This window comes from Rhodococcus sp. BH4 (assembly GCF_002079265.1).
Taxonomy (GTDB): Bacteria; Actinomycetota; Actinomycetes; order Mycobacteriales; family Mycobacteriaceae; genus Rhodococcus_F; species Rhodococcus_F qingshengii.
Window position 1 is genome coordinate 932,590 of sequence record NZ_CP014941.1, and the last position, 26,096, is coordinate 958,685.

A 26,096-nucleotide genomic window follows, 5' to 3' on the forward strand; every position below is an offset into this window, starting at 1 on the left:
GCTGTCCTCTCGACGGGCGGATCACCGAAACGGAGACGCCATGTCGGTCGGACCGATCACAGAAGAGCCCATCCCTATGTCAACCCTCGACAGGTTGGCGATGGTGGTGGATTGCTTTCGTGACACGCCGCGGTTGACGCTGGGCGAGGTGGCCCGTCGAACCGGGATTCCGCGATCGTCCGTGCACAGGATGCTTCTGAAGCTAGTGAGGATGGATTGGCTTCGCAGAGAAGGCCTCGAGTACGAAATCGGCGACAAACTCGGCGATCTTGGGGCAATCTCGTTGTATCGAAACAAGTTCGAGAGGGTGGTGGTGCCGTTGTTGTACAACCTGCACCTCGTCACCAATCAGGCCGTACATCTCGGGGTCCTCGAGGGAAGCAACGTGCGATACCTTCAGAAGATCGGCAGCCAGGCGATACCTGACCTCCAGACAGGCGTCGGCTCTCGCATCCCGGCGCGATCCTCGGCAATCGGCAAGGCACTCTTGGCAGCGGGCCGCCGTTCGACGGTCGCGCAACATTCCGCAATAGCCAACCATCGGTACGGCGTCGTATTCGGTACGTGTACTTCGGGTCTCGGCTGCATCGGTGTGCGGGTGGGTGCGCTGGGTGAAGCGGAAGTCGGTCTGTCGATCAGCGGCCCACTCGTTCGAGGCAAGATCGACGATCGACACGTTGCACCGGTACAGATGGCCGCGGTGGCAATCTCCCAGTATTTCGAGGTGCCGGGTGGTCGTCACCAGCAGACCGGTTAGCTCGGCAATGCGCAGAGTGCGCCTCCTCCGACTCCGCGTAAAGCGCAGTGGGGGAGACGCACTCGGATGAATCTGCGTCAGCGAAGAGCCGCAAGCGCGTCGATACGCCCCGCGGCACCTTCCATGATGCTTTCGATCAGTTCCTTGCAGCTGGGCAGATCGTTGATCATGCCGACAACCTGACCCGAAGCAAGAACACCGGCTTCCGTGTTGCCCTCGACCAGTCCGGCCTTGAGCAACATCGGTGTGTTGGCTGCCATGATGATCTGCATCAGCGTGCGGTCACCCGACCGCTTCATTGCGAGACCGTCCTTGGCGAGGGTCGACCACTTCATGCCCGTCATGGCCTTGAACTTCGTGGCATTCTTGGCCGCGGCGATCAAACCGGTTGCATAGCTGGAACCTTCGAGGCTGTTGACCAGGTCGGTGTTGAGCACACGATGAGGCATGCCGTCGACCTTGCGGGAGACAGTCGTATCCGTCAGTCCGCGCTTGAGATACTCCTGTTTGACGGAATCGGGCACCGAAGAGTCGCTGGTGAGAAGGAATCGCGTTCCCATCGCGACACCGGCAGCGCCGTACGCCAGTGCGGCAGCCAGCCCGCGGCCGTCGAAGAATCCGCCACCGGCGATGACCGGAATATCGACCGCGTCGAGAACCGAGGGGAGAAGCAATGTCGTGGCCACACCGCCGGTATGGCCACCACCTTCGCCGCCCTGGACGATGACGGCGTCCGCGCCCCAGGATGCAACCTTGACCGCGTGCTTCGCGGCACCGATCGAGGGCACGACGACGATGCCGTGGTCCTTGAGCTTGGCGATCAGTTCCTTCTTGGGAGCCAACGCAAACGACGCGACCTTGACGCCTTCACGGATCAGCAGATCCGCGCGTTGCGGGGCGTCAGTGGCGTCGGCACGCATGTTGACGCCGAACGGCTTGTCCGTGAGCTGCTTCGTCTTCTTGATCGCGTGCTCGAGCTCGTCGTACGTCATCGTGGCCGAAGCCAGGATGCCGAGACCACCGGCGTTAGCCGTTGCCGACGTGAGAGCGGGACCGGAAACCCAGCCCATACCCGTCTGCACGATCGGGTACTCGACACCGACCAGTTCGGTCAGCGCGGTCTTCAGGGTGGGGGTCATGCCGAGACCTCACGGTCCCGGAGGTTGCGCGGATCGAGGGTTTCGCGGATGAGGTGAAGTTCTTCGACGGTGGGGTCACGGGTGATACCGGCCTCGGCGAGTCCGGCAACCTCGAACGAGGTGTTCTCGGCTACCTCTTCGGCGGTGACGCCGGGGTGAAGGCTCAACGCGCGGAAGGTGTTTCCTGGTCCGCCGAAGTCGAAGACACCGAGGTTGGTGACGACGCGGGGGATGTTCAGGTACTTGTAAGCCGGATTCTCGGGATCGATCTGGTCGTAGCCGACACCGCACACCACGTCGACCTTGTCGACGAACACTCGCTTGGAGTGCTTGGGGACGAAGTAGCTCGTCGCGTGGTTGATGGTGTTACCCGGGGCGCCGCGCACACCGAACATCTGACGCGTCGGCTGCTGAAGCGGGCCGAAGGCGGAGAGGTTCTGGTTGCCGTGGCGATCGAGCTGATTGGCGCCCATGACTACGTGACGGCGGCCGGAAGCGACGACGTCGAACACCTTGCGGAAAGGCATCCATCCTTCGACGGGGCCCTTTGTTCCGACGGCCGGAGTGTCCTCGAGAATGAGGGCTTCACCATCGGTAATCAGCAGGTCGGGTTCGGTGGTGAGTCGAGCCAGGCGAGCGCCGATGGTGGACGACGTCGACATCGGGCTGGCCATGATTTCGCCTGCACCGGAGAAGATTTCAGCGCAAGCGAGAACAACGTACTCTGCGCGGGTGACGGTGGATTCGCTCATTTTGCCTGCTCCCCTGCCTTTGATGAATCGGCAAACTTCTTTACTGCGGCTTGGTAGTCCTCTTCGCTGCCGGAGAGGAAGGTGTCGACGAACGCCTGCCACGACTCGGGGGTCTTGGCGGACTCGGCGTAGTGACGCTGGAACTTCTCGTCGCGGCCGTAGCTTTCGCCGGCCAACGTGAAGTGCGCACCATTGGGTGCCTCGACGACGGCGTCGACCATCATGCGGTTGAGCAGAAGGTTCTGCAGTGGAACGGATTTGACCAGTTCCTCGGTCTCGACGATGCGTTCGACGGAGACGTAACGCTTTTCGGCCGCCATGCAGTACAGGTCGTCGAAGTACGGGTCGACGCCGTTGTACGCGGCATTGCCGTGCTTGTCACCGAGATTGAGGTGAACGAACGACGCATCGAGGTTGAGCGCAGGCATCGCGATCAAGGTCTCGGAGCGGCCGTCGGCCTCGGGGTACGGGGAGGTGACGGTCTTGAGTTCGTCGCCCCAGAAGTTGCGGACGTCCGAACCCAAGCCGGCGCGGATCGGGAGGAAGGGAAGGCGAGCGGCAGCTGCTTCGAGGCCGCACTTGACCATGCCCTCGTCCATCTCGCGGACTTCGATCTCACCGGCGGTGCGTGCCTTGGCAAACCACGGGTCGTAGAACGGCGCGGAGTCGAGGGACACGAAACCGTAGTACGCCTTCTTGACCTTGCCGGCCGAGCACAGCAGTCCGAGATCCGGTCCGCCGTAGGTGACCACGGTCAGGTCCTTGATGTCCGAACGCAGAATCGCACGCACGAAGGCCATCGGCTTGCGGCGAGATCCCCAGCCGCCCAAGCCGATCGTCATTCCGCTGCGGAGTTCGCCGACTACCTCGTCGAGCGACTTCGTCTTGTCACGCTTGCTAGCCATGTTTGTCTCAGCCTTCCTTCTGGGTTGCGTTCTCGCGCGGCTTGCCGGTGGCGACGAACTCGTCGCGGTGTTCGTCGGACACGCCGAGGAGGTTGAGTTCGAAGGTGTAGCCCTGCTCGAGGCGGTAGCTGCCCTTGACGTCCACCGGGTCGATGCCGTTGATGGCTTCCTTGGCGCACCGGATGATGCGGGTGTCCTTGGCAGCGATCTTCGCGGCGATCTCGCGAGCGCACTCGTCGAGCTTCTCGCGCGGGACCACGTCGTAGACGCTGCCGAACTGCTTGAGTGTGTGTGCGTCGACGCTCTGTGCGGTGTAGTAGAGCGTGCGCATCATGTGCTGTGGCACCAGCCTCGAGAGGTGTGTGGCAGCGCCGAGTGCGCCGCGGTCGACCTCGGGGAGGGAGAAGATCGCGTCGTCGGAAGCGACGATCACGTCCGCGTTGCCGACGAGTCCGATGCCGCCGCCGACACAGAATCCGTTGACGGCCACGACGACGGGTACAGCACAGTCGTAGACGGCAGCGAAGGCCGCGGCGCAACCGCGGTTGGCGGCGACCAGCGCGTCGAATCCCTCGGTGGCCTGCATCTCCTTGATGTCGACGCCGGCGTTGAATCCGCGTCCCTCGGCTCGCAGGATCACCACGTGAGTGTTGAGATCCTTGCCCGCGTCGAGGATGGCGTCGGCAAGCTCGAACCATCCCTTGGACGGGATTGCATTGACCGGCGCGTAGTCGATGGTGACCGTGGTGATGCCGGTTCCGTCGGAGGAGGTGCTGATGCCCATATCGGGATTCCTTACGTCTGTGTACCAAACCAAGCGATTGCTTGGTAAGTTAGCACACAAGCGGAGCCGACAAGCCCGAGCAGAGTGCATTAGGAGACAAATATGAGTGGATTGGTCGACGGACGCGTAGTCATCATCACCGGGGCTGGCCGCGGTATCGGACGTGCGCATGCATTGGCATTTGCTGCCGAGGGCGCCAAGGTCGTCGTCAACGACATCGGTGCGGGTGCCGACGGTTCCGCGACCGGTGAGAGTCCGGCCGAGCAGGTTGTCGCGGAGATCATCGCCGCCGGTGGCCAAGCAGTGGTCAACGGAGACGACGTCGCCGACTGGGCGGGCGCCGAGAATCTGATCAAGACCGCGATCGACACCTTCGGTGGCCTGGACGTACTCGTGAACAACGCAGGCTTCCTGCGGGACCGCATGCTGGTCGGCATGAGCGAAGGCGAGTGGGACGCGGTGATTCGCGTGCACCTCAAGGGGCACTTCGCGCCGCTCCGTCACGCAGCTGCCTACTGGCGCGCCGAGGCCAAGGCAGGCAAGACCGTCGACGCACGCATCATCAACACCAGTTCGGGTGCAGGACTGCAAGGTTCGATCGGCCAGGGCAACTACGCCGCGGCCAAGGCCGGCATCGCCGAGATGACCATCCAGGCCGCCGCCGAGCTCAAGAATTACGGAGTCAGTGTCAACGCGATCGCGCCTGCTGCGCGCACACGCATGACTGTCGGCGCGGGCGGGGCGATGGCAGAAGCGATGGCAGCTCCGGAAGAGGGCTTCGACGCCATGGCTCCCGAGAACATCTCGCCGCTGGTCGTCTGGCTCGGTAGCGCCGAGTCCAAGGACGTCACGGGCCGGGTGTTCGAGGTAGAGGGCGGAAAGATCACCGTCGCGGAGGGCTGGCGTCACGGCCCGAGCGAGGACAAGGGAGATCGCTGGGACCCGAAGGAGATCGGGCCCGTCGTGGCAACGCTGCTGGAGAAGGCGGAGATTCCGACGCCGGTGTACGGGGCGTAGGGCCTCCGGCCCCGTGAGTGGTTAAGGAGTGCAGGAACTCCTCAACCACTCACAGGCGGCGTGCCGCCTACGCGGGCGCCCGAACCACCAACACGGTGCCGGGGAACTCAGCTGCGAGTTCGCGCCGCGAATGCTTCACGCAGGCGGTGCCGTAGCCCTTCTTGCGAGATTCCGGCGCGATCCAGATCGCCACGTTCACCTCTTGGCCGTCGAGTTCGCCGAATACCAGGCCGACGCTCTTCGGGCCGTCACCGGAGACGTCCTCGGCGACGAACCAGGCAGCGCTCTCGTCGTCGATCCGACCGAGACCGCCGACGCGCTCGGCTTCGATCCGATCCTCGCTCCACGGCTTGCCGTCTTCGCCGAGCTGCTCGGCCGAGCGAATCGTGAACAGTGCCTTGTCTTCTGCGCTGTCGCTGAACGGACGCAGGGTGAAGTTCTGCCCGCTGCTCGCGGGACGATCGAGCGTCGTCCATTCGAGAGTGGCGTCGAGATTCTCCAGCTCGCCCTGGATGCGATCGCGCGCTGCCTTGGTCAGTGCGCTGAACTTGAGGCTCAGAACTGCTTCGGCATTTGCTTCCGACGTGCCGAGGAGTTCCGCGACGGTGGTCAGTGCCTCCTGGTGGTCCTTGCTGTCGACCACTGCGTCCAGCACCTCGTGGCGACGCTCCAGCGCACGCACGAGGGCTGAGGTGATCTCGCGTCGGTCCAGGATTTGATCTTGAATATGCGTCGTCATATATGCGACTCCTTGCTGTGTTCGAGGCTCTGTCGAAACGCCGTGCGGACCGTACGAGTCAATAGTGCTCCAACTCGCCGGTTATGGCACGCGTTCAGCCTCCGGTGCGGCGAACGAGCCGTTCGTAGCGCTGGCGGGCGGCTTGAGTGCTTCCGAGTCCCAGTCCGAAAGCGATGTCCTGCCAGGTCATGCCCCGTTCGCGGGCAATCCCGAGGAACAGTGCTTCCAGCTGTTCCATTTCGGCTCGGGCCTTGGGGATCAGAGTCAACGCGGCCATGACGTCGGCATCGTCGACCTCGGGTTCGTTCGGCTGCGGTGTGTCGGTGCCACCCGCAAGACGAGCCACGACGCGCACCGCGCCGTAGGGCTCGAGCATCTCCGGATGAGATTGCCGCGCGCGCTGGCTTGGGGTCGCGCCGTGGCGCTCGCTGATTCGAAAGAGTCCGGCGTACTCGCGATGTGCGCGTTCGCGGCCGGAATCGATCGGTCTGAACTGGTCATCGGTCATGAACCCAGGGTGGCACGAACCCGGGTCAATGTAAACGTTTTGTTGTAAACAGTTCGTTTAACTCTTCAGTGGCTCGCACACGATGACGGGAATGACCCGGTCGGTCCAGGCCTGATAGTTGTCGAAATCCGGATACATCGCCCTCAACATCGGCCACAGCCGAGCGCGCTCGTCCTCGGCCGCGACGCGGGCTTTCATCGAGCGGATCCGAGACTTGATCTGCACCGTCACCACCGGGTCTGCCTTGATGTTGAGGTACCACATCGGGTTCTTCGGAAGACCGCCTTGCGACGCCACCAGAATCACGTTCTCGCCGTCCTCGAGGAACAGCAGCGGGCTGATCCGCTCCTCGCCGGATTTGCGACCGGTGGTGGTCAGCAGGCAGATCGGCAGCCCGCGAGGGAACGCGCTGCCGACCCGCCACTTGCTACCCAGCCGCCCGTCGGTGGCGCGATACATCGCGACGTTCGCCTTCGACATCCACTTGATGATCTTGACCGTCGCCGGAGCGTCGAGTCCCTTGGGTTTGGCTGGGGGAGTAGTCATCTCAGATACGCTCGATGATGGTTCCGGTGGCCAGTGCGCCGCCGGCGCACATCGTGATCAGAGCCGTCGAGCCGTTGCGACGCTCGAGTTCGTGCAGTGCGGTGGTGATCAGGCGAGATCCCGTGCTGCCGACCGGATGGCCGAGAGCGAGCGCGCCGCCGTTGACATTGACGTTGTCGAAGTCAGGTTCGTGAACCTGAGCCCAGGACAGTGCGACGGATGCGAATGCTTCGTTGATCTCGAACAGATCGAGATCGCCGATCTTCATTCCGCTCTTCTCCAGGACACGGCTGGTTGCCTGCACCGGTCCGTCGAGGTGGAATTCCGGTTCCGAGCCGACCAGCGCCTGGGCGATGATGCGGGCTCGCGGCTTCAATCCGAGCGCGCGAGCCTTGTCCTCGTCCATGAGCAGGACTGCGGCCGCGCCGTCGGAGATCTGGGAAGACGTTCCGGCCGTGTGAATCCCGCCTTCGAGGACGGGCTTCAGTCGGGCAAGGGACTCCGCCGTCGTATCGCGCAGGCCCTGATCGCGATTGACGACCTTGGTCTCGCCCGTGAGGTTTCCTTCCTTGTCGACCTGGGGTGCCGAGAGTTCGAGAACCTCGCGGTCGAAACGTCCTTCCTCCCAAGCCTGCTTGGCCAGCGCCTGCGAGCGGACGCCGAGGGCTTCGACGTCGTCGCGGGTCAGTCCGCGTCGACGCGCGATGCGTTCTGCAGCTTCGAATTGGTTGGGCATGTCGATGTCCCACGTCGCGGGTCGGCGCGGTCCGGCCTGATCGCCGACGTTGGCGCCGAGGGGAACCTGGCTCATGGCTTCGATGCCGCAGGCGATACCGGCGTCGATGGCGCCGGTGGCGATCAGACCGGCGATCAGATGGTTCGCCTGCTGGGCCGAACCGCACTGGCAGTCCACGGTGGTTGCGCCGGTCTGCCACGGAAGTCCGGCGTGCAGCCAGGCCGTGCGCGTGATGTTGTTGGACTGAGCGCCGGCCTGGGTGACGCAGCCGCCGATCACCTGCTCGATCAGCAACGGGTCGATTCCCGACCGGTCGAGAACTCCCTTTTGTGCAGCTCCGAGGATCTCGGCGGCGTGCAGACCGGCGAGCCAACCTCCGCGCTTGCCGATCGGTGTACGGACAGCCTCGACGATTACTGGTGTGCCCACAGCGGGCTCCTTTCCTTGTAATGAAAAAGTAGAACAGGTTCTCTGCGGGAAGCAAGACCTGCCGACGTTTCCTTTCCTAGTAAGCAGGCTTGTGTTTCAATGAGAGTAGAACGTGTTACACATCACGGATCCCCATCACCCCTGTGATGAAAAGGCTTAGGGCAGGAGACATCAGTGGCACAGCCCGCATTCCCCGAGGGAATCGACTTCACGGACCCCGACATCTACGCGGAACGCATGCCGTTCGAGGAGTTCGCCGAACTCCGGAAGACGGCCCCCGTGTGGTGGAATCCGCAGCCCCCGGAAATCGGTGGATTCCAGGACGAGGGCTTCTGGGTGGTCACCCGTCATGAAGAGGTCAAGGAAGTTTCGCAGCGAAGCGACATCTTCTCGACCCACGAGAACACTGCGATTCCTCGCTTCGCCGACGACATCCCGCGTGAGAACGTCGAGATGCAGCGATTCATTCTCATCAACAAGGACGCTCCGGAGCACACCAAGCTGCGCAAGCTGGTATCTCGTGGATTCACCCCGCGCGCCATCAACAGCCTGCGCGAGGAACTGACCGAGCGTGCCGAAAAGATCGTCACGACCGCGGCTGCCGGCGGTGCCGGTGACTTCGTGGTTCAGGTCGCGTCCGAACTTCCGCTGCAGGCAATCGCCGAGCTTCTCGGTGTGCCGCAGGAAGATCGAATGAAGCTCTTCGACTGGTCCAACCAGATGACGTCGTACGACGATCCCGAGTTCGACATCGACCCGCAGGCAGCGTCGATGGAGATTCTGGGATACGCGTACCAGATGGCGGATCAGCGCAAGAAGTGTCCCGCCGATGACATCGTCACCAAGCTCATCGAAGCTGACATCGACGGAAATGAGCTCTCCCCAGAGGAATTCGGCTTCTTCGTGATCCTGCTTGCGGTCGCGGGTAACGAGACCACTCGCAATGCCATCACACACGGCATGGTTGCCTTCCTCGACAATCCCGACCAGTGGGAGCTGTACAAGAAGGAACGCCCCAAGACGGCGGCCGACGAGATCGTTCGTTGGGCGACCCCGGTGACTTCCTTCCAGCGCACCGCGCTCGAAGACACCGAACTCGGCGGACAGAAGATAAAGAAGGGCGATCGCGTCGTGATGATGTACGCGTCGGCCAACTTCGACGAGGACGTCTTCGAGAACCCGACGAAGTTCGACATCATGCGTGACCCCAATCCGCACCTCGGATTCGGCGGCACCGGTGCGCACTACTGCATCGGCGCCAACTTGGCCCGTCTGGAAATCGATCTGATCTTCAATGCGATCGCCGATCACCTACCCGACATCACCAGGCTCGGGGATCCCCGACGCCTTCGCTCGGGCTGGCTCAACGGCATCAAAGAGTTTCAGGTTGATTACAAGACATCGGGCTGCCCGGTCAAACACTGATCCGGACATATACTGACCTGGTAACCGGCGAGTAGGTTCTGTGTAGGTTTTCGGGAGTTGCCTCTGCACTCTCGAACACGCAGAACTACAGTAGACGTTCCGGGGAGCCACTTGTTGGCAACCTGGAACTGCGGCGGCGTCTGCGGGATCCCTCATCTCCCGTAGGCGCCGCCGTTTGTAGTTCAATCTCCAATTCAGCCGCCGTACGGTTTGGTGATGGCTTCCAGGAAATGTCCCGACGGGTCGAGGAAGTAGACCCCACGCCCACCGTCGTTGGTGTTGAAGCCGGTACTCGACTGGCGCGGATCGGCCCAGTGATCCAGTTTCAGCGCCTGTATCCGCTGGTAGATGCCGTCGAAGTCATCCTCGGAGACGAGGAAGGCATAGTGCTGAGACGCAACCTCGGCGCCTTCTTCCACCTGTGCGAAGTCCAACGTCACGCCGTGCTCGAGTTCAACGCCGAGAAAGTAGCCGGCTTCGACCGGGCCTGGAAGGCCGAACATGTGAGTGAAGAACCACGCAGACTCTTGTCGGTCTTTTGCGGCGATGATGGTGTGATTGAACGAAATGGTCATGAGTGACCCCTTGCGGTACGACGCCTCCATGCCTGACGCAGTCCGTCATCGACACGCGACGTTGGGAACCAGGAAACCATTTCGAGCTTCTCGGTGCAAGTACGACAGGCTGATTCGAATACGACGAGCGCGGCCCCGGTCGATGACCGGGGCCGCGCTCGTACTGTGGGTTCTCAGGCTTTGCGTGCCGTCTTCATTGCACGGTCCACTTCCCAGAATGCTCGAAGCGACGCGATCTTGCCGTCGTCGTTCACCCGGTAGACGAACACGCCCTCGGCGTCGATGATCGAGCCGCCGATGGTGGTTCGGATCTTGCCGATGTTGACGTTCTCGTTGCCGCACACCAGGGAATCGTCGATCAGAAATTCGAGCTTGTCCGCGTTCGCGATCGTCATGTCGTAGAACTTGGAGATCGCTTCGCGCCCGTGATGGCCTTTGCCTTCGGGATCGAAGCCCGAAGGCCCGACCGGATCTTCCACCCAACCGTCCTCGGCGAAGAGGTCCAGCCAGGCTTCCTTGTTCTTGCCACTCGCTGCGGCGCGCGAAGCGTTACCCGCGACGCGGGCGGGGTGTTCGTCGGTCATCGCGGCTCCTCAGTTGATGTACTGCTCGGCGAATTTGCGCATCGAATCCTGCTTTGCCTCCAGTGGGGCATCGAATCCGATTCCGTCGAAAACCCAAGGCACGGTAATGATGTCCGTGACGCCGGCATCTTCGAGCTCTGCGTAACCGTCCTTGCCGAAACGGTCGATGCACACCGTCTGGATTTCGAACGGCTCGTTCTCGCGGCCGTACTCGGCGCGCAGTTCGCGTAGTCGTGCGATCACACCCACCAGGTCGTCGAACTTGATCATCGCCGAGGTCCAACCGTCGCCGACTCGCGCAGCACGCTTGAGTGCGACCTCGGTGTGGCCGCCGACGTAGAACGGAACCGGCTTGGTGGGGGCCGGGCTCATCTGCAGGCGATCGAAATCGAAGAACTCACCGTGATACTCGACCATGCCGCCGCCGAGGATCAGTTTGAGGACGTCGATCATCTCGTCCACACGTGCGCCCCGACGCTTGTACGGAGCGCCGCACCACTCGAACTCTTCCGGAGCCCAACCGATTCCGACGCCGAAGCCGAAACGGTTGTTCGTCAATGCCGCCACCGAACCGACCTGCCGCGCGAGCAGGACGGGATTGCGGCTACCCAGCTTGAGCACCTGGGTGTAGAACTCGATCTTCTCGGTCACCGCGCCCATTGCAGCCGCGGCGATGAGCGGATCGACCCAAGGGGTCTCGGCATTCCACATCCGAGACCCGTCCGGGGTGTACGGGTAATCCGCCGCCTGTGTTTCCATGAAGAACAGTGAATCGGGGAGAGCGATCGACGAAAAGCCGCATTCCTCGGCAGTTTTGGCGATACCGGCTAACTGGTCCAAGGGGTTCATGGCAACCCCGACGGTGTACTTCATCTTCGGCCTCTTCCTGATCGGCGTGTGTGCTGCTGCTTACGTGGTGGGACGTTCGGAGCCGACGACCCACATCGAGAAGTACTGCGAGCCACCGCCGTAGGCATGGCCGAGCGCCTTGCGAGCATCGGCTACCTGGTGATCGCCGGCGCGGTGCATGACCTGCATCGCCGACTCGGCAAATCGGATCATGCCCGAGGCGCCGATCGGGTTGGAGGAGAGAACACCGCCCGAGGCATTGACCGGGAGCTTGCCGCCGATCGCGGTTTCACCTGCCTCGGTCAGCTTCCAGCCCTGGCCTTCCTCCGCGAAGCCGAGGTTCTCGAGCCACATCGGCTCGAACCACGAGAACGGGACATAGATTTCGGCGCAGTCGATCTCGTTCAGCGGATCGGTGATTCCCGCTGACTTCCACAGTGCTGCTGCAGCGTCACGGCCGGCCTGCGGATTGACCTGATCGCGTCCGGCATAGAAGGTCGGCTCGGTGCGCATGGCCGTCGCGTGGATCCACGCGACCGAACGACCCTCGGCCTCGACCTGTGCGGCCGCTTCCTCGTTGCCGATCACCAGAGCGCACGCGCCGTCCGAGGACGGGCAGGTCTCGTCGTATCGGATCGGATCCCAGAGCATCTGAGATGCCTGTACCGATTCGAGAGTGATGTCCGGCTGCCGCAAGTGCGCATACGGATTGAGGCTGCCGTTGAGCCGATCCTTCACCGCGACGAGGTAGCCGATGTGCTCCGGTGCGCCCGATCGACGAATGTACGAACGGACGTGCGGGGCGAAGTATCCACCGGCACCGGCGCCGACCGGCATGTTGAACGGAACCGGTACGGACAGCGCCCACATGGCGTTCGACTCGGACTGCTTCTCCCAGGAAACCGTCAGAACCCGCTTGTGGACACCGGATTTGACCAGGCTGGAGGCGACGATAGCCGTCGAACCGCCCACCGATCCGGCAGTGTGAACACGCAGCAACGGCTTTCCGTTTGCGCCCAGAGCATCCGACATGGCGAGTTCGGGCATCATCGAACCCTCGAACAAATCGGGGGCCTTTCCGATGACGACGGCGTCGATGTCGTCCCAGCCGACGTTGGCGTCGAGCATCGCGGCGTCGATGGCTTCACGGACCAAGCCCGCCATCGAGACATCGTGACGCTTTGCGACGTAGTGAGTTTGGCCGGTGCCGAGCACGGCCGCGAGTTGAGGCGTTCCGGCCATCAGTTCCGTCCCTCCAAGACTGCTACCAGGTTCTGCTGCAGCACAGGGCCGCTTGTTGCATGGGCCAGAGCGCGATTCGCCTGGCCGTCAAAGATTGCCTTGGCGGCGTGGCCGATTCGTTCCAGACCACCGGCGAACAGTGGGTTGCCGCTGAGCGGACCGCCGGACGGGTTGATCGTGGTGGCGTCGGTCAGGCCGATCGCTTCCTTCAAGATCAATTCCTGGTGAGTGAACGGTGCGTGCAGTTCGGCGACGTCGATGTTGCCGACCTCGCCGCCCGTTGCCGCCTTGGCTGCCGACGTAGTAGACGGTGAGGTGGTCAGGTCACGTGCACCCAGGTTGGGGGAGTCGATGCGATGCTCGAGTCCGGTGATCCACGCCGGCCGCTCGCAGAGATCGCGGGCGCGGTTACCCGAGGCCAGGACGATTGCTGCCGCGCCGTCGGTGATGGGCGCACAATCGTGTGCGCGCAACGGATCCGCGAGGAACGGGCTGGCGAGAAGGGCCTCGATGTCGACCTCACCTGCGAGCTGAGCCTTCGGATTGCTCAGCGCGTGACGACGGCTACGAGCGGCAACCTCCGCCATGTCCTCTTGTGTCCACTTACCCGCGTCGAGTCCGAGTCGGGCTTGAAGTCCGGCGATCGAGACGGAGTCCGGCCACAGCGGAGTGACGAGGTACGGATCGAGCTGCATGGACAGGATCTTGCGCAGGTGCCCGGCGGAGGACTTGCCGAATCCGTACACCAGCGCGGTCTCGACCTCACCGGTCAAGATCTTGATCCACGCTTCGTAGAAGGCCCACGCGGCGTCCATCTCGACGTGAGATTCGTTGATCGGCGGGACCGCTCCGATGGAGTCGATGGCCGAGATGAAGGAGAACGCTCGTCCGGCCAGGTAGTCGGAAGATCCGGAGCACCAGAAGCCGATGTCTGACTTGGTGATTCCCAGATCGCTGTAGAGCTGCTGGAAGCACGGGACGAGCATCTCGACGCCGTTGGTGGTGCCGTTGGTTTCGCGGACGTGGGGTGCCTGAGCAAAGCCCACGACTGCGATGTCTGCAGAAGTCATTTCAGGAGCCTCACAGGTGGTGTTGGAAGGTGGAGTACTCGGCGTCGGGTTCACCTGTCGGCCGGAAGTATTCGATGTTCTCGAGGGTGTAACCCCACTCTTCGCGAGGCTTCCACTTGGCTTCGACGCGCATGCCCATGCGTACGTCCGCGGCATCACATTCGAGAATCAAGTGCAGGAACGGAATGTCGGCCCCGTCGAGAAGCACGTAGGCGGCCACGTAGGGCGGTTTGATTCGCTGCCCGAGGAACGGGACGTTGACGATGCAGAAGGTGGTGACAATTCCCTTGTCCGGCAGTTCGATCTGCTCGCTCGTCGGCTTCCCGTTGGTGGGATTCGCGCCGCGCGGTGGGATGTAGATCTTGTCTTCGGGTCCGCTGCGACCACCGATGAGCTTGCCTTCTGCGAGACCGCGGAGGTAGAAACTCTCCTCGGCCGAAGCGGAATGCATGAAGTGCAGGTCGACAGGCGTCGTGATCATGGTGACAGGATCGGCGCTGGAATCGACTGTCGCGATTCCATTTTCGCTCTCACCTGGTTCGAAGCACTCGATGTCCTTGATCTGCCCGATCCGCTCCGACGCCCAGCGAGCACGGACCCGCAGGCCGGTGCTGATGTCGTCGGGGGAGTCGACGTCGACTGCGTGGAGCATGGACGTGTCCGCGCCGTCGAGCTTGATCAGGGCCCACGCGAAAGGCTTCGTCAGGGGTTGACCCTCGATGGGTTCGGGCATCCACGTCCAACTCACGACCGTTCCGCCGTCGGAGACTCCGACGAAGTCGGTCAGTGGTTCGGCCGTGTCCGGATCGAATTCCGGTGGCGGCACGAAGACACGACCGTTCGACCCGCGTGCGCCGATCACCTTGCGATCACGCAGGGCAGTCACGAACGCGCCGATGGTCGGTCCCGTCGATCTGGTGTAGTCGAAATGGAGATTCAATGGTGCGCTCAGGGGCTTGTCGGCCACCCCGCTCTTTCCGATGGTCACAAGATCGAGTAGAACAGGTTCTAGAGATTGTGGCAAGAGTCACTTCTGATCACCGGCAATGTGGAGGCCTGCGATGAAGCTTGGGTTGCAACTCGGATACTGGGGCGCACAGCCGCCGGCAAACGCCCCGGAACTGATCGAGGCCGCGGAAGGCGCGGGATTCGACGCGGTCTTCGCGGCGGAGTCGTGGGGCTCGGACGCTTTCACCCCGCTCGCCTGGTGGGGATCGCGCACCGAGACGGTTCGGCTCGGTACTTCCGTCGTACAGATTTCGGCGCGAACACCGACCAGCTGTGCCATGCACGCGCTCACTCTCGATCACCTCAACGGTGGGCGAACGATCCTCGGGCTCGGCGTATCCGGACCGCAGGTCGTCGAAGGTTGGTACGGCCAGCCGTTCGAGAAGCCGCTCGCGCGCACCCGCGAATACGTCTCGATCGTGCGCCAGGTCCTCGCCCGTGAAGCGCCCGTCACCAGTCCCGGTCCCCACTACCCTCTGCCGTATGCGGGACCGGGTAGTTCGGGACTTGGCAAGCCGCTCAAGCCCATTACGCACCCGCTGCGTGCGGACATCCCGATCTGGCTCGGCGCCGAAGGGCCGAAGAACGTCGCGCTCGCCGGTGAAATCGCCGACGGCTGGCTGGCGATCTACTACACCCCGCGCCTGGCCCCGATGTACAACAAGTGGCTCGACGAAGGGTTCGCGCGCGCCGGGGCCCGTCGCAGTCGCGAAGACTTCGAGGTGGCCGCCACGTGCCAGGTCATCGTGACTGACGATCGCGCCGCTGCCATCGCTGCTCTCAAGCCGATGACCGCCCTCTACGTGGGCGGAATGGGCGCCCCGGAGTTGAACTTTCACGCGCAGGTCTACAAGCGGATGGGCTACGAGAAGGAGGTCGACGAGATCGGTCGCCTCTTCATGTCGGGCCGCAAGGACGAAGCTGCTGCCGTCGTCCCCGACGAGATGGTCACCGAGACCATGATCATCGGCAACGTCGACGAGGTGCGCGCGGACGTGAAGCGTTGGGAGGAAGCCGGAGTCACGATGCTGCTGGTGACCTGCCGCGACGCCGACCATGTGCGAGAGCTCGCGGCCGCGGTGGGTGGTTGAGCGGGGCACCCCCCCCATTTTCGAGCGGTACCCCCCTTTTTCTTCGAGCGAACGGCACGTTCAGCGCATCTGAGGCGCTGAACGTACCTTTCGCTCGCCCAAAGTTATCCACAGGCGCACCGAAACCCCAGTTCGCCGCCGGGGCCCGCGCTGATGCTCGAGTCATGCTGCAACCATGCGGCGAGGAACGTGGGGCGATGATCTGGACGCGATTTACCGCGTCAGTCGAAGCGGAGTGATCCGAACGGCGGAGTTGGCGCGATTGGGCGTGTCCAACTCCGCAGTGCACACCCGGTGTCGGGTAGGTGGACCGTGGCAGCGCATATTGCCGGGGGTCATTCTGCTCAGAAACGGTCAACCGACGCCACGTCAACGCTCGATCGCTGCGCTCATGTTGAGCGGTGACGATTCCCTGCTGACCGGGCGATCAGCCATGTCGGAGTACGGATATCGAACGCACTCGGGGGATGTGCAGGTGCTCATCCCCATCGACCGTCGAGTTCAATCGGTTGGGTTCGTCACGGTGGAGCGCACTGTTCGACTGCCCGAGCCGGAGATTCGGAACGGTCTGCGCTGTGCTCCGCTGCCGCGAGCGTTACTCGACGCTGCGAGGCGGTACAAGGCGCTCGATCCCACACGGGCACTCATCGCTGAGGCTGTTCAGCGCGGCGATGTCTCGGTGCGCGAACTTGCGAAGGAACTCGAAGCGGGTAGCAGTCGGGGTTCCGCGCTACCTCGGGTCGTGTTGCGCGAAGTGAACGCGAACGTCCACTCGGTTCCGGAGGTTCACGCGCGAAAATTGTGGCAGCGGAGCGGGCTGCCGGAAATGTTGTTCAACCATGAGATCCGGGATGCCAACGGGGACTTCATCGCAATTCCGGACGGATGGATCGATTCGGTTGCCTTCGCGTGGGACATCGACTCCTTGGAATGGCATGCCGCGCCGACGGACTACAAGCGCACGGTGGAGCGTCGGACGCGTATGCAGAATGCGGGAATCATCGTGTTGCCGACGGTGCCCAGTGCACTGCGAACGGACCCTGATCGCGTGATCGAGGACCTGCGTGCGCACTACAGATTGGCGCAGTCACGTCCCCGGCCGCAGGTGTTCGCGAGGTCGAGATGGGTGAAATTGGACGAAACCGGCTGAGCGAAAGTGCCTTTCGGCGCACTGAAGGCGCCGAAAGGTACGTTCGCTCGAAAAGGGGGTGGGTGGGACCGAGAGCGGACAGGAAAGGGGGCTCAGGCGGGGGTCGGTCAGACGGGGGTGGCTCAGACAGGGGTGGGTCAGACACCCTTGAACTGGGGCGCCCGCTTCTCACCGAAAGCCCGCGGGCCCTCCTTGGCGTCGGCGCTCATGAACACCTTCATACCCAGCTGTGCGTCGATCTGGAAGGCCTCTTCCTCGTGCATGCCCTCGGTGTCGCGGATGGTCTTGAGAATCGCCTGCACGGCGAGGGGGCCGTTGGCACTGATCAGGTCCGCGAGCTCCAGCGCCTTGTCGAGGGCTTGGCCGTCCGGGACCACGTGGCCGATGAGCCCGATCTCCTTGGCCTCCGGAGCCTTGATGTGACGACCGGTGAGCAGGATGTCCGCCGCGATCGTGTACGGAATCTGTCGCACCAGACGCACTGCGGAACCGCCGAGCGGGAAGAGCCCCCACTTGGCTTCGGAGACGCCGAACTTGGCGCTCTCACCCGCGACGCGGATGTCGGTGCCCTGCAGGATTTCGGTTCCGCCGGCGATGGCTGCACCCTCGACGGCGGCGATCAGCGGCTTGGTCAACCGACGGCCCTTGAGGAGGCCTTCGATCTTGGACATGTCGACGCCACCGCCCGCGAAGGAATCTCCCGGCGGCTTGGCGGACATGTTCTTGAGGTCGGCGCCGGCGCAGAAGTCGCCGCCCGCACCGGTGAGGATGGCGACACGGATCTCGGGGTCGTTGTCGACCTGATCCCAGGCGTCGACCATGATCGCCATCATCTCGCCGGTGATGGCGTTCTTACGCTCGGGGCGATTCATGGTCACGATGAGAACGTGGCCACGCTTCTCCACGAGGCAATGCGGCGCGGTTTCCGAAATGTCTGATTTTTCGGTCGTCGAAGTGGACACTGATGGCTCCTGGCGGGTCTGTGAGCTGGCTCTCAAATTGGGTCTTGCCAGAAACGGTAACACGTTCTACTTTGAACTCGTGGCCCTTAACATCGCAGACTTCGTAGAGCACGCAATCGACCTCGTTCCGGACCGCGTTGCGCTGGTCTCGGACAACCGCGAGATGACTTATGCACAGTTGGAGGACCGAGCAAACCGCCTCGGTCACTACCTGCGTGAACATGGCGTTCAGCCGGGTGACAAGGTCGGCATCTACTGCCGGAACGTCATCGAGGCGATCGAGTCCATGGTCGCGGTTTTCAAGATCCGGGCCGTGATGGTCAACATCAATTACCGGTACGTCGAGAACGAGTTGCAGTACATCTTCGACAACTCCGACATGGTTGCCCTCATTCACGAGCGCCGCTACTCGGACAAGGTCGCGAACGTCCTGCCGAACACTCCCAAGGTCAAGTCCGTCATCGTGGTCGAGGACGGCACCGATCTGGACTTCAGTGCTTTCGGCATCGGCTACGAGGACGCACTCGCGCAGAGTTCGGGTGAGCGTGATTTCGAAGAGCGCAGCAACGACGACATCTTCATGCTCTACACCGGCGGCACCACCGGAAGTCCCAAGGGCGTCATGTGGCGTCACGAGGACTGGTGGCGTGTTCTCGGCGGAGGCATCAACTTCGTCACCGGAGTTCCGGTCGAGGACGAGTACGAGATGGCGAAGGTCGGCGCCGCCAACCCGAGCATGATCCGCTACCCGATCCCCCCGATGATTCACGGCGGTTCGCAGTCGGCGGTATTCCACAGCCTCTTCGGCGGCGGAACCTGTTTGATGCACCCGGAATTCGACGCCCACGAGGTGTGGCAGAACATCGACAAGCACAAGGTCAACCTGATCTTCATCACGGGTGACGCGATGGGCCGTCCGATGCTCGACGCACTCATCGCCGGAAACCCGGAGACCGGTGAGCCGTACGATCTTTCGACGCTCTACGTGATGGCCAGCAGTGCTGCACTCTTCTCGCCGAGTATCCAGGAGCAGTTCCTCGAACTGTTGCCCAACCGCCTGCTGACGGACTCCATCGGAGCATCCGAGACCGGCTTCGGTGGACTCGCCGTGCTGAGCAAGGGCCAGAAGCACACTGGCGGTCCGACGGTCAAGATCGACGCCTCCACAACGGTTCTCGACGACGACGGCAACGAGGTCGAACCCGGATCGGGCAAGCGCGGCATGCTCGCTCGCAAGGGCAACATCCCGCTCGGCTACTACAAGGACGAGGTCAAGACGGCCGAAACCTTCCGCACCATCAACGGCGTTCGCTACTCGATCCCCGGCGACTATGCGCAGGTCGAAGCCGACGGCACGGTCACGATGCTCGGCCGCGGTTCGGTGTCGATCAACAGCGGCGGCGAGAAGGTGTACCCGGAAGAGGTCGAGGGCGCTTTGAAGGCGCACCCGGACATCTTCGACGTCCTGGTGGTCGGTATCCCCGACGAGCGCTTCGGTCAGCGCGTTGCCGCAGTGGTCCAGGTACGCGAAGGCACGTCGCCGACGCTGCACGACATCGCCACCGCAGCACGCAAAGAGATTGCCGGATACAAGGTTCCGCGCAGCGTGTGGTTCGTGGACCAGATCAAGCGCAACCCGGCAGGCAAGCCCGACTACCGCTGGGCGAAGGCCGAAACGGAATCGCGCGAGGCCGATGATCACAACGGAAACGGCGCTCCTGTGGCGTCCGCAAACGAAAGCGTGGAAGCCTGATGCGTTCGGATCTCGCCGACAAGTTCGGCATCGAATACCCGATTTTCGGATTCACTCCTTCCGAGCACGTCGCGGCCGCGATCAGCCGCGCGGGAGGTCTGGGCGTGCTCGGTTGCGTCCGGTTCAACGACCCGGAAGAGCTCGAAGCCGCACTGACGTGGATGGACGAGAACACCGACGGTAAGCCGTACGGCGTCGACATCGTCATGCCGGCCAAGGTGCCGACCGAGGGCGGCGCCGTCGATCTCGACAAGCTGATTCCGGAGGAGCACCGCGCCTTCGTCAACCGCACGCTCGACGAGCTCGGTGTGCCGCCGCTTTCCGACGACGTCGAGCATGCGACCGGCGTACTGGGATGGCTTCACTCGGTGGCGCGGTCACACGTCGATGTTGCTCTGGGACACCGGATTGCGTTGATTGCGAATGCGCTGGGATCACCGCCGAAGGACGTCATCGATCAGGCGCACGAGAAGGGCGTACCGGTAGCAGCGCTGGCCGGCGCCGTCGAGCATGCGCGTCGTCACGTCGAGAACGGTGTCGACATCGTGATCGCGCAGGGCTACGAGGCAGGCGGTCACACCGGCGAAATTGCGTCGATGGTTCTCGTTCCGGAAATCGTTGATGCACTGGGTGATTCAGCTGCTGTGCTGGCTGCCGGGGGTATCGGCAGCGGCCGTCAGGTGGCTGCCGCACTTGCACTCGGTGCGTCCGGAGTGTGGATGGGCTCGTACTGGCTCACCACGTCCGAATACAAACTCGGCAGTGCATCGGGCGAGGGCCCGTCCGCTATTCAGCGTGCACTGTTGGGCGCGACGTCGGCCGACACCGTTCGTTCGCGCATCTACTCGGGTAAGCCCGCTCGGTTGCTCAAGACCAAGTGGACGGAAGCCTGGTCGAACCCGGGAGCACCGGCGCCCTTGCCGATGCCGCTGCAGAACCTTCTGGTCAGCGACGCTCATCAGAGAATCGCTGCATCGGAGAACCCGGAAGTTGTGGCAATGCCCGTCGGTCAGATCGTGGGACGGATGAACGAGATCCGCCCGGTCGCCGAGGTCATGGCAGAGCTGGTATCCGGGTTCGAGGACGCGCGAACCCGACTGGATTCGATGAAGTAGTAGATGACACGTGCGTGTGCCCTCGGCCGAGTTTCGGCCGAGGGCACACGTCGTTTCAGCCGGCGAGGTCGTCCGGTCCGACGGTGTCCGACAACCATTCTCCGCGGCTGAGGGCGCCGTCGTCGCGGCGGCGTGCGATCACGAAAATGACCAGGGCGGCAGCGAGGACAACTGCGAGAACGCGCGAAGGCGTCAGGTTCGGGTTCTTCATACCCGTAATTTTGCCGGAAGAACGGGCGCGATGGTGAGCCAGCGGAGCAAAATCACGTGTTTCGAAATTACTGCGCTTCGGACGCATGGAGACTGGCGATCCGCTCGCGCAGGCCACCGAAGTGCACATCGAGAGTGTGCGCCGCCTCGACTGCATCACCCGTACGGATCGCATCGAGAATCGCACGGTGCTTCGACGCGATGTCGATCAGTGGCGTATCCGAATGCCCGATGGCCTGCTGTATCTCGCTGTACACCTGCCAGAAGACGTCCATCAACTGACCGAGGACCTGGTTGTCGAGAGGGGAGTACAGGCGGGAGTGGAAGGTCGCATCGATGTCGGAGAAGTTCTTCCCGGCAGCGGCACGGACCTCCATGCCGGTGACGAGTTCGTCGAGGTCGGCGTGGTCGGCCGACGTCATCTCGGCCATCGCCGCACCGATCAGTCCGGTCTCGAGTGCCTGACGAATGTCGACCAGTTCCATCGCCTCGTGCCCGGTGCCCTGCAAGGACAACCGGCCACGGAAGGTCAGGCCGTCGGCGAGAGCGTCGAAGTTGCTAGGGGCGACGAACATTCCGAAGCCGTGACGGATCTCGACGACGCCCAAGGCCTGCAGAACCTTGAGCGCCTCCCGGAGCGTGTTTCGGCCGATACCCAATTCCTCGGACAGTTCGGCCTCGGTGGGCATCGGGTCGCCGGGGGAGAGCCTGCGTTCGAGGATCAAGTTCATGATGTCCGTCTGAAGTGCGCGCATGCGGTTTTGCGCGCTGAAACGAGCGCCCTGTGTGCCACTCCGGACAGACATCGATTCCCCTTTTCTGATACGAACGTCCTTCATCCTATGTCCGGTCATCCGCTCCATTGGTCAACCCACGTCAACGGTGCGTTGCAGGAGGCTGGGCGCCGCACCCAGCAGTTTGGCCGTGTACGCATCGGACGGGCTGTCGAATACTTCCTGGGCCGTTCCCTGCTCGACGATCCGCCCGGCGTTCATGACGACGATGGTGTCGGAGACGTACCGCACCGTCTGTATGTCGTGCGAGATGAACACCATGCCGAGCCCCAACCGAGCCTTGATGTCGCTGAGCAGATTCAGGATCTGCGCTCGCACCGAGACGTCGAGCGCCGACGTCGGCTCGTCGGCCACGATGACGTCAGGTTCGAGCGCGAGTGCACGCGCGATCGCGACACGTTGCCGCTGACCGCCGGAGATCTGGCTCGGGATGACTTCGAGCGCAGATTGGGGGAGTCCGACCAAACCGACCAGCTCGCGAACTCGGGCGGTTCGGCTCGCGCGGTTGCCGATGCCGTGGACGTCGAGTGGATCGGTGAGGATGTCGGCCACCGTCATTCGGGGATTGAGCGCGGTAGCCGGATCCTGGAAGACGATCGAGATCGCTCGGCCGAACTCCTTGCGCACGCCGGCCGACCGGGTCAGAGCGCTTCGGCCGCGAAAGACCACGTCGCCCGACGTCGGCTTCTGCAGTCCGACCATGACTTTGGCCAGAGTGGACTTGCCACAACCCGACTCGCCCACGATGCCGATCGTCGTCCCTCGTCGTACGTCGATACTGACATCGTTGACCGCGTGAACCGTGCCCGGTTTGAACAGTGATCCCGAACGGGTCTTGTGGACGACGTGAATGTTCTTCAGTTCCAGGATGGGTGCTTCAGCTGTAGTCATCGCACGCTCTCCAATTCCGATTCTGTACGTACGGGAGTCGCGGACTGGCTGGCGAACCAATGCTCGGTCCCGTCGACCCGGACCATCTCCGGCTTTCGGAGGGGGTCGGAGTCCGGGCGAGTGGAACGCTCGGCGAAACGGTCACCCGGCGCGAAGTTTCCGGGCGAGGGAACAGTTCCCTGAATCTGATGCAGCCGCGGCGCTTCGTCCTCGATCGAGAGAACGGCCCCGAGAAGGCCCTGGGTGTATTCGTGGCGGGGATCGACGAGCAGATCACTCGTGGGCGCCGACTCGACGACCTGACCGGCGTACATCACCGTGATCTTGTGAGCGAGTGAAGCAACGAGTGCAAGATCGTGGCTCACGAAAACCATGGCAAACCCCAGCTTTTCCCGAAGGTCGTTGAGCAAGTCCACGACCTGGGCCTGGACGGTGACGTCGAGAGCGGTGGTGGGCTCGTCCGCGACGATCAACCGTGGACTGCGGGTGAGCGACATGGCGATCAGAACGCGCTGGCGCTGACCACCGGAAAGCTCGTGTGGGTAGCTGGCGAGAGTGCGCACCGGATCGAGTCCGACGAGTTCGAGCAGTTCCTCGGCTGTGCGGGTACCGCCGCGCTTGGTGAGCTGCTTGAACTGCGCGCGTATCAGCATCGCCGGGTTCAGTGAACTCAGCGCATCCTGGTAGATCATGGCCATGTCGTGTCCGCGTAGCTTGTTTCGCTCCCGGTTGTTCAGCTCGAGGACGTTGACTCCGTCGAACAGGATCTCGCCGGTCACCACTGCCGTCTTGGGTAGCAGACCCATGATCGCCAGCGACGTGAGCGACTTTCCGCAACCGGACTCGCCGACGAGCGCCATCGTCTCGTTCGGGCGGACGGTGAAGCTCACGTTGTCGACGATCGTCGTGTCTCCGTAGCGTTCCGGGAACCGGATCGTGAGATTGCGGACCTCGAGGAGTGGTGCGGCATCGCCCTCGTACACAAGACGATCGGAGCGGGACCGCTCGGTTTCCGCCAGGATCTTCAGGTGCGTTTCGAGAGGAGTCGGCTCGGCGGCCGGCTCGAGAACATCTTTCACGACGCTCGGATCGGCGAAGTCGTCTATCAACTCCGGAGTGTCGGTGACCGATGCGGCTTCGTCCTCCAGAATGAGCTCGTTGGAGGTCTCCTCCGCTGCAGCGGTCTGCGCTGCTTGGAGCGCGGAGGGCGTCTTCTTGGTCTTCTTCAGACTCGGATCGGCCATCGCGTCCGTCAGGCCCTCGGCGAGCACGTTGAGGGAGAGCACCGTCAGCAGAATGAGCAGGCCGGGGAACACCGTTGCCCACCAACCACCGAGGAGGACCATGTTCTTGCCGTCCGCGATCACCGATCCCCACGACGGGTCCGGGGGACGCACACCGGCGCCGATGAACGACAGGCTGGCTTCCAGCACGATGGCGTCGGCGACCATGACAGTGCAGAAGACGAGAACGGGCGCAGCACAGTTGGCTACGACGTGCTTGACGACGATGTGTGAAGTTCTTGCGCCGATGACCTTTTCGGCCGCGACGTAGTCCTCGCCGTACTGAGCGAGAACGTTTGCGCGAACGACGCGAGCCACCATCGGTGTGTAGAGGAACGCGATAGTGACGATCAGAACCGGGATCGAACCACCGAAGGCTGCGACGAGTACGGCAGCGAGCGCGATGCCCGGGAACGCCATGACCACGTCGAGCACACGCATGATGGTCTCGTCGACGCCTTTTCGGCTCGTTGCGGCCACCGATCCGATGAGAGCGCCGGCGCACAGTGCGAGGAAGGTGGAACCGAGACCGATGGTCAGCGACCAGCGTCCGCCGTAGAGCAAGCGGCTGAACAGATCTCGACCGAGACTGTCCTGACCGAACCAGTGCTCGGCGCTGGGGCCCGCGGTACCCACCGCCTGTTCGAGCGGGGTGTACTGCGTGATCAGCGGCGCGAAGAGGCAGGCGAGCACGATGATCGCGAGAACCGCCATCGACAGCCAGGCCGAGAGGGGGAAGCGAGAAAAGGTGATGCCGGGTCGCGAAAGCTCCTCGGTGAGTTTTCTTCTCATCATGCTGCGCTCCGAAGTCGTGGATTGACGAGCAGGTAGAGGATGTCGACGGCGAGGTTGACGACGACGAAGCCGACCGCGATGACGATGACAACACCCTGAACGACTGCGGGGTCACCGTTGGTGACGCCGTTGATCATGAGCTGACCCATGCCGGGCAGGCCGAAGATCTGCTCGATGACCACAGCGCCACCGAGGAGATAACCGACTCGTAGACCCAGGACGGTGAGCGGGTTGATCAGCGCGTTACGCAACACATTCCGTCCGATCACCACGTGATAGGGCAGGCCGCTGCCGATCGCGGTCCGGACGCAGTCTTTGTCCAACTCCTCGACCATCGACGTGCGGATGATGCGCGTGAGTTGTGCTGCGACGGGCAGTGACAGGGACAGCGCCGGGAGCGCCATGTACCAGAGCCAGTCGCTGACGGAGTCGCTCGGATTGACGTAGCCACCGGTGGGGAACCATCCGAGTTGAACAGCCAGATACTGAATCATCAGCAGTGCCAACCAGAATGACGGTGCCGCCACACCACCGAGGGAGATCACTCGGATGACCTGATCCGGCCAACGATCGCGGAACAGTGCGCTGGTGACGCCGAAGATCAGCGAGAGCACGATGGCGATCACCAGTCCGAGAACCGTGAGCTGAATGGTCAGTGGCAGAGCGGTGGAGATCGAATCCAACACCGGGGTACCGGAAATCAAACTGTCACCCATGTTGCCGCTGACCAGATCGGTCACGAAGTGAACGTATTGCAGCGGAAGCGGATCGAGCAGTCCGTTCTCTTCCTTGAACTGCTGCAGCTGTTCCGCAGTCGGGTTGCCACCGTTGAACGCCGCGGTTGCGGGATCGGTGGGCGCGAACTGCATCACGATGAAGACGAACGCGATGATGCCGAGGATCAGGGGGATCAGTATCAGTAATCGCCTGATCAGCATGGGGAGGACTCTTGCCATCGGGGGATCTCTCAGTTGTGGGAAACGGCCG

27 protein-coding genes are annotated in these 26,096 nt (G+C 62.9%); 7 read left to right on the forward strand and 20 right to left on the reverse strand.

The window, feature by feature from the left end:
• Positions 1 to 76: 76 nt before the first annotated feature.
• Positions 77 to 757 carry an IclR family transcriptional regulator gene (locus tag A0W34_RS04400; protein ID WP_223257971.1) on the forward strand — a complete coding sequence of 227 codons (681 nt, stop codon included), beginning with the start codon at positions 77 to 79 and terminating at the stop codon, positions 755 to 757.
• 77 nt (positions 758 to 834) lie between these two features.
• Here the strand turns inward: A0W34_RS04400 and A0W34_RS04405 are convergent, their stop codons facing one another.
• Genes A0W34_RS04405 through echA20 form a run of 4 tightly spaced genes read right to left on the reverse strand, consistent with a single transcriptional unit; the run spans position 835 to position 4,337 of the window.
• Complete coding sequence (locus A0W34_RS04405) at positions 835 to 1,896, reverse strand: NAD(P)H-dependent flavin oxidoreductase (RefSeq protein WP_007734249.1); 1,062 nt, start codon at positions 1,894 to 1,896, stop codon at positions 835 to 837.
• Positions 1,893 to 2,648: a CoA-transferase subunit beta gene (locus A0W34_RS04410; protein WP_042920450.1), complete on the reverse strand. Its 756-nt coding sequence runs from the start codon at positions 2,646 to 2,648 to the stop codon at positions 1,893 to 1,895. The genes A0W34_RS04405 and A0W34_RS04410 overlap by 4 nt, the downstream gene beginning before the upstream one ends.
• Positions 2,645 to 3,553 (reverse strand): cholesterol ring-cleaving hydrolase subunit IpdA, encoded by a 909-nt coding sequence (gene ipdA, locus A0W34_RS04415; RefSeq protein ID WP_003945662.1) that lies wholly within the window; start codon positions 3,551 to 3,553, stop codon positions 2,645 to 2,647. The genes A0W34_RS04410 and ipdA overlap by 4 nt, the downstream gene beginning before the upstream one ends.
• A gap of 7 nt (positions 3,554 to 3,560) precedes the next feature.
• Complete coding sequence (gene echA20, locus A0W34_RS04420; RefSeq protein WP_003945611.1) at positions 3,561 to 4,337, reverse strand: (7aS)-7a-methyl-1,5-dioxo-2,3,5,6,7,7a-hexahydro-1H-indene-carboxyl-CoA hydrolase; 777 nt, start codon at positions 4,335 to 4,337, stop codon at positions 3,561 to 3,563.
• Between the two features lie 102 nt (positions 4,338 to 4,439).
• Between echA20 and A0W34_RS04425 the strand changes: the two genes are divergently transcribed.
• Entirely contained in the window at positions 4,440 to 5,354 is a 915-nt protein-coding gene (locus tag A0W34_RS04425; protein ID WP_003945561.1) for an SDR family oxidoreductase, read from the forward strand.
• A 67-nt stretch (positions 5,355 to 5,421) separates the two neighbouring features.
• Here the strand turns inward: A0W34_RS04425 and A0W34_RS04430 are convergent, their stop codons facing one another.
• From A0W34_RS04430 to A0W34_RS04445, 4 genes are all read right to left on the reverse strand, one after another.
• The gene (locus tag A0W34_RS04430; RefSeq protein ID WP_003945460.1) at positions 5,422 to 6,093 is read right to left on the reverse strand and encodes a GNAT family N-acetyltransferase; all 672 of its coding nucleotides are present in this window, start codon (positions 6,091 to 6,093) and stop codon (positions 5,422 to 5,424) included.
• Positions 6,094 to 6,187: 94 nt separating this feature from the next.
• On the reverse strand, positions 6,188 to 6,601 hold the full coding sequence (locus tag A0W34_RS04435; protein WP_007734258.1) for a hypothetical protein: 414 nt from the start codon (positions 6,599 to 6,601) through the stop codon (positions 6,188 to 6,190).
• Positions 6,602 to 6,658: 57 nt separating this feature from the next.
• Positions 6,659 to 7,147: a nitroreductase family deazaflavin-dependent oxidoreductase gene (locus A0W34_RS04440; RefSeq protein ID WP_050655745.1), complete on the reverse strand. Its 489-nt coding sequence runs from the start codon at positions 7,145 to 7,147 to the stop codon at positions 6,659 to 6,661.
• A gap of 1 nt (position 7,148) precedes the next feature.
• Positions 7,149 to 8,312: a steroid 3-ketoacyl-CoA thiolase gene (locus A0W34_RS04445; protein WP_003945509.1), complete on the reverse strand. Its 1,164-nt coding sequence runs from the start codon at positions 8,310 to 8,312 to the stop codon at positions 7,149 to 7,151.
• A gap of 174 nt (positions 8,313 to 8,486) precedes the next feature.
• Here A0W34_RS04445 and A0W34_RS04450 point away from each other — a divergent pair, with 174 nt between their 5' ends.
• On the forward strand, positions 8,487 to 9,737 hold the full coding sequence (locus A0W34_RS04450; RefSeq protein ID WP_007734267.1) for a cytochrome P450: 1,251 nt from the start codon (positions 8,487 to 8,489) through the stop codon (positions 9,735 to 9,737).
• Between the two features lie 194 nt (positions 9,738 to 9,931).
• On the opposite strand, the gene A0W34_RS04455 is transcribed toward A0W34_RS04450, so the two are convergent.
• From A0W34_RS04455 to A0W34_RS04480, 6 genes are all read right to left on the reverse strand, one after another.
• Positions 9,932 to 10,312 carry a VOC family protein gene (locus A0W34_RS04455; RefSeq protein ID WP_020906296.1) on the reverse strand — a complete coding sequence of 127 codons (381 nt, stop codon included), beginning with the start codon at positions 10,310 to 10,312 and terminating at the stop codon, positions 9,932 to 9,934.
• A 173-nt stretch (positions 10,313 to 10,485) separates the two neighbouring features.
• Complete coding sequence (locus A0W34_RS04460) at positions 10,486 to 10,896, reverse strand: nuclear transport factor 2 family protein (protein ID WP_007734269.1); 411 nt, start codon at positions 10,894 to 10,896, stop codon at positions 10,486 to 10,488.
• 9 nt (positions 10,897 to 10,905) lie between these two features.
• Positions 10,906 to 11,769, reverse strand: coding sequence for a TIGR03619 family F420-dependent LLM class oxidoreductase (locus tag A0W34_RS04465; protein ID WP_019746978.1), 864 nt, complete (start codon positions 11,767 to 11,769; stop codon positions 10,906 to 10,908).
• A gap of 36 nt (positions 11,770 to 11,805) precedes the next feature.
• Positions 11,806 to 12,987 (reverse strand): thiolase domain-containing protein, encoded by a 1,182-nt coding sequence (locus A0W34_RS04470; RefSeq protein WP_007734272.1) that lies wholly within the window; start codon positions 12,985 to 12,987, stop codon positions 11,806 to 11,808.
• Positions 12,987 to 14,057, reverse strand: coding sequence for a thiolase domain-containing protein (locus tag A0W34_RS04475; RefSeq protein ID WP_003945801.1), 1,071 nt, complete (start codon positions 14,055 to 14,057; stop codon positions 12,987 to 12,989). The genes A0W34_RS04470 and A0W34_RS04475 overlap by 1 nt, the downstream gene beginning before the upstream one ends.
• 10 nt (positions 14,058 to 14,067) lie before the next feature.
• Complete coding sequence (locus A0W34_RS04480) at positions 14,068 to 15,045, reverse strand: Zn-ribbon domain-containing OB-fold protein (protein WP_019746979.1); 978 nt, start codon at positions 15,043 to 15,045, stop codon at positions 14,068 to 14,070.
• A 73-nt stretch (positions 15,046 to 15,118) separates the two neighbouring features.
• Between A0W34_RS04480 and A0W34_RS04485 the strand changes: the two genes are divergently transcribed.
• Together A0W34_RS04485 and A0W34_RS04490 are read left to right on the forward strand one after the other, a co-directional pair.
• On the forward strand, positions 15,119 to 16,156 hold the full coding sequence (locus A0W34_RS04485) for an LLM class F420-dependent oxidoreductase (protein ID WP_047269595.1): 1,038 nt from the start codon (positions 15,119 to 15,121) through the stop codon (positions 16,154 to 16,156).
• A 175-nt stretch (positions 16,157 to 16,331) separates the two neighbouring features.
• The gene (locus tag A0W34_RS04490) at positions 16,332 to 17,306 is read left to right on the forward strand and encodes a hypothetical protein (protein ID WP_081557381.1); all 975 of its coding nucleotides are present in this window, start codon (positions 16,332 to 16,334) and stop codon (positions 17,304 to 17,306) included.
• 137 nt (positions 17,307 to 17,443) lie between these two features.
• Here A0W34_RS04490 and A0W34_RS04495 read toward each other — a convergent pair whose 3' ends face one another.
• Positions 17,444 to 18,268: a crotonase/enoyl-CoA hydratase family protein gene (locus A0W34_RS04495; RefSeq protein ID WP_007734275.1), complete on the reverse strand. Its 825-nt coding sequence runs from the start codon at positions 18,266 to 18,268 to the stop codon at positions 17,444 to 17,446.
• 79 nt (positions 18,269 to 18,347) lie between these two features.
• Here A0W34_RS04495 and A0W34_RS04500 point away from each other — a divergent pair, with 79 nt between their 5' ends.
• Both A0W34_RS04500 and A0W34_RS04505 read left to right on the forward strand, forming a co-directional pair.
• On the forward strand, positions 18,348 to 20,021 hold the full coding sequence (locus A0W34_RS04500) for an acyl-CoA synthetase (RefSeq protein WP_081558749.1): 1,674 nt from the start codon (positions 18,348 to 18,350) through the stop codon (positions 20,019 to 20,021).
• On the forward strand, positions 20,021 to 21,136 hold the full coding sequence (locus tag A0W34_RS04505) for an NAD(P)H-dependent flavin oxidoreductase (protein ID WP_003945863.1): 1,116 nt from the start codon (positions 20,021 to 20,023) through the stop codon (positions 21,134 to 21,136). Before A0W34_RS04500 ends, A0W34_RS04505 begins: the two co-directional genes overlap by 1 nt.
• A 55-nt stretch (positions 21,137 to 21,191) precedes the next feature.
• On the opposite strand, the gene A0W34_RS33100 is transcribed toward A0W34_RS04505, so the two are convergent.
• From A0W34_RS33100 to A0W34_RS04525, 5 genes are all read right to left on the reverse strand, one after another.
• On the reverse strand, positions 21,192 to 21,347 hold the full coding sequence (locus tag A0W34_RS33100; protein ID WP_003945810.1) for a hypothetical protein: 156 nt from the start codon (positions 21,345 to 21,347) through the stop codon (positions 21,192 to 21,194).
• Between the two features lie 67 nt (positions 21,348 to 21,414).
• Positions 21,415 to 22,152 (reverse strand): FadR/GntR family transcriptional regulator, encoded by a 738-nt coding sequence (locus tag A0W34_RS04510; protein WP_050655749.1) that lies wholly within the window; start codon positions 22,150 to 22,152, stop codon positions 21,415 to 21,417.
• A gap of 60 nt (positions 22,153 to 22,212) precedes the next feature.
• Complete coding sequence (locus A0W34_RS04515) at positions 22,213 to 23,031, reverse strand: ABC transporter ATP-binding protein (RefSeq protein ID WP_003945888.1); 819 nt, start codon at positions 23,029 to 23,031, stop codon at positions 22,213 to 22,215.
• Positions 23,028 to 25,106 carry a dipeptide/oligopeptide/nickel ABC transporter permease/ATP-binding protein gene (locus A0W34_RS04520; RefSeq protein WP_198035704.1) on the reverse strand — a complete coding sequence of 693 codons (2,079 nt, stop codon included), beginning with the start codon at positions 25,104 to 25,106 and terminating at the stop codon, positions 23,028 to 23,030. Before A0W34_RS04520 ends, A0W34_RS04515 begins: the two co-directional genes overlap by 4 nt.
• Positions 25,106 to 26,065 (reverse strand): ABC transporter permease, encoded by a 960-nt coding sequence (locus A0W34_RS04525; protein WP_081557383.1) that lies wholly within the window; start codon positions 26,063 to 26,065, stop codon positions 25,106 to 25,108. Before A0W34_RS04525 ends, A0W34_RS04520 begins: the two co-directional genes overlap by 1 nt.
• Positions 26,066 to 26,096 lie beyond the last annotated feature (31 nt).

Coding starts and splice junctions, on each gene's coding strand:
- A0W34_RS04510 (WP_050655749.1), bottom strand. CDS start 22,152: ATGTCTGTCCGGAGTGGCACACAGGGCGCTCGTTTCAGCGCGCAAAAC.
- A0W34_RS04475 (WP_003945801.1), bottom strand. CDS start 14,057: ATGACTTCTGCAGACATCGCAGTCGTGGGCTTTGCTCAGGCACCCCAC.
- A0W34_RS04460 (WP_007734269.1), bottom strand. CDS start 10,896: ATGACCGACGAACACCCCGCCCGCGTCGCGGGTAACGCTTCGCGCGCC.
- A0W34_RS04520 (WP_198035704.1), bottom strand. CDS start 25,106: ATGAGAAGAAAACTCACCGAGGAGCTTTCGCGACCCGGCATCACCTTT.
- A0W34_RS04455 (WP_020906296.1), bottom strand. CDS start 10,312: ATGACCATTTCGTTCAATCACACCATCATCGCCGCAAAAGACCGACAA.
- A0W34_RS04515 (WP_003945888.1), bottom strand. CDS start 23,031: ATGACTACAGCTGAAGCACCCATCCTGGAACTGAAGAACATTCACGTC.
- A0W34_RS04440 (WP_050655745.1), bottom strand. CDS start 7,147: ATGACTACTCCCCCAGCCAAACCCAAGGGACTCGACGCTCCGGCGACG.
- A0W34_RS04425 (WP_003945561.1), top strand. CDS start 4,440: ATGAGTGGATTGGTCGACGGACGCGTAGTCATCATCACCGGGGCTGGC.
- A0W34_RS04525 (WP_081557383.1), bottom strand. CDS start 26,065: ATGGCAAGAGTCCTCCCCATGCTGATCAGGCGATTACTGATACTGATC.
- A0W34_RS04490 (WP_081557381.1), top strand. CDS start 16,332: ATGCGGCGAGGAACGTGGGGCGATGATCTGGACGCGATTTACCGCGTC.
- echA20 (WP_003945611.1), bottom strand. CDS start 4,337: ATGGGCATCAGCACCTCCTCCGACGGAACCGGCATCACCACGGTCACC.
- A0W34_RS33100 (WP_003945810.1), bottom strand. CDS start 21,347: ATGAAGAACCCGAACCTGACGCCTTCGCGCGTTCTCGCAGTTGTCCTC.
- A0W34_RS04410 (WP_042920450.1), bottom strand. CDS start 2,648: ATGAGCGAATCCACCGTCACCCGCGCAGAGTACGTTGTTCTCGCTTGC.
- A0W34_RS04470 (WP_007734272.1), bottom strand. CDS start 12,987: ATGGCCGGAACGCCTCAACTCGCGGCCGTGCTCGGCACCGGCCAAACT.
- ipdA (WP_003945662.1), bottom strand. CDS start 3,553: ATGGCTAGCAAGCGTGACAAGACGAAGTCGCTCGACGAGGTAGTCGGC.
- A0W34_RS04430 (WP_003945460.1), bottom strand. CDS start 6,093: ATGACGACGCATATTCAAGATCAAATCCTGGACCGACGCGAGATCACC.
- A0W34_RS04465 (WP_019746978.1), bottom strand. CDS start 11,769: ATGAAGTACACCGTCGGGGTTGCCATGAACCCCTTGGACCAGTTAGCC.
- A0W34_RS04435 (WP_007734258.1), bottom strand. CDS start 6,601: ATGACCGATGACCAGTTCAGACCGATCGATTCCGGCCGCGAACGCGCA.
- A0W34_RS04400 (WP_223257971.1), top strand. CDS start 77: ATGTCAACCCTCGACAGGTTGGCGATGGTGGTGGATTGCTTTCGTGAC.
- A0W34_RS04405 (WP_007734249.1), bottom strand. CDS start 1,896: ATGACCCCCACCCTGAAGACCGCGCTGACCGAACTGGTCGGTGTCGAG.
- A0W34_RS04485 (WP_047269595.1), top strand. CDS start 15,119: ATGAAGCTTGGGTTGCAACTCGGATACTGGGGCGCACAGCCGCCGGCA.
- A0W34_RS04505 (WP_003945863.1), top strand. CDS start 20,021: ATGCGTTCGGATCTCGCCGACAAGTTCGGCATCGAATACCCGATTTTC.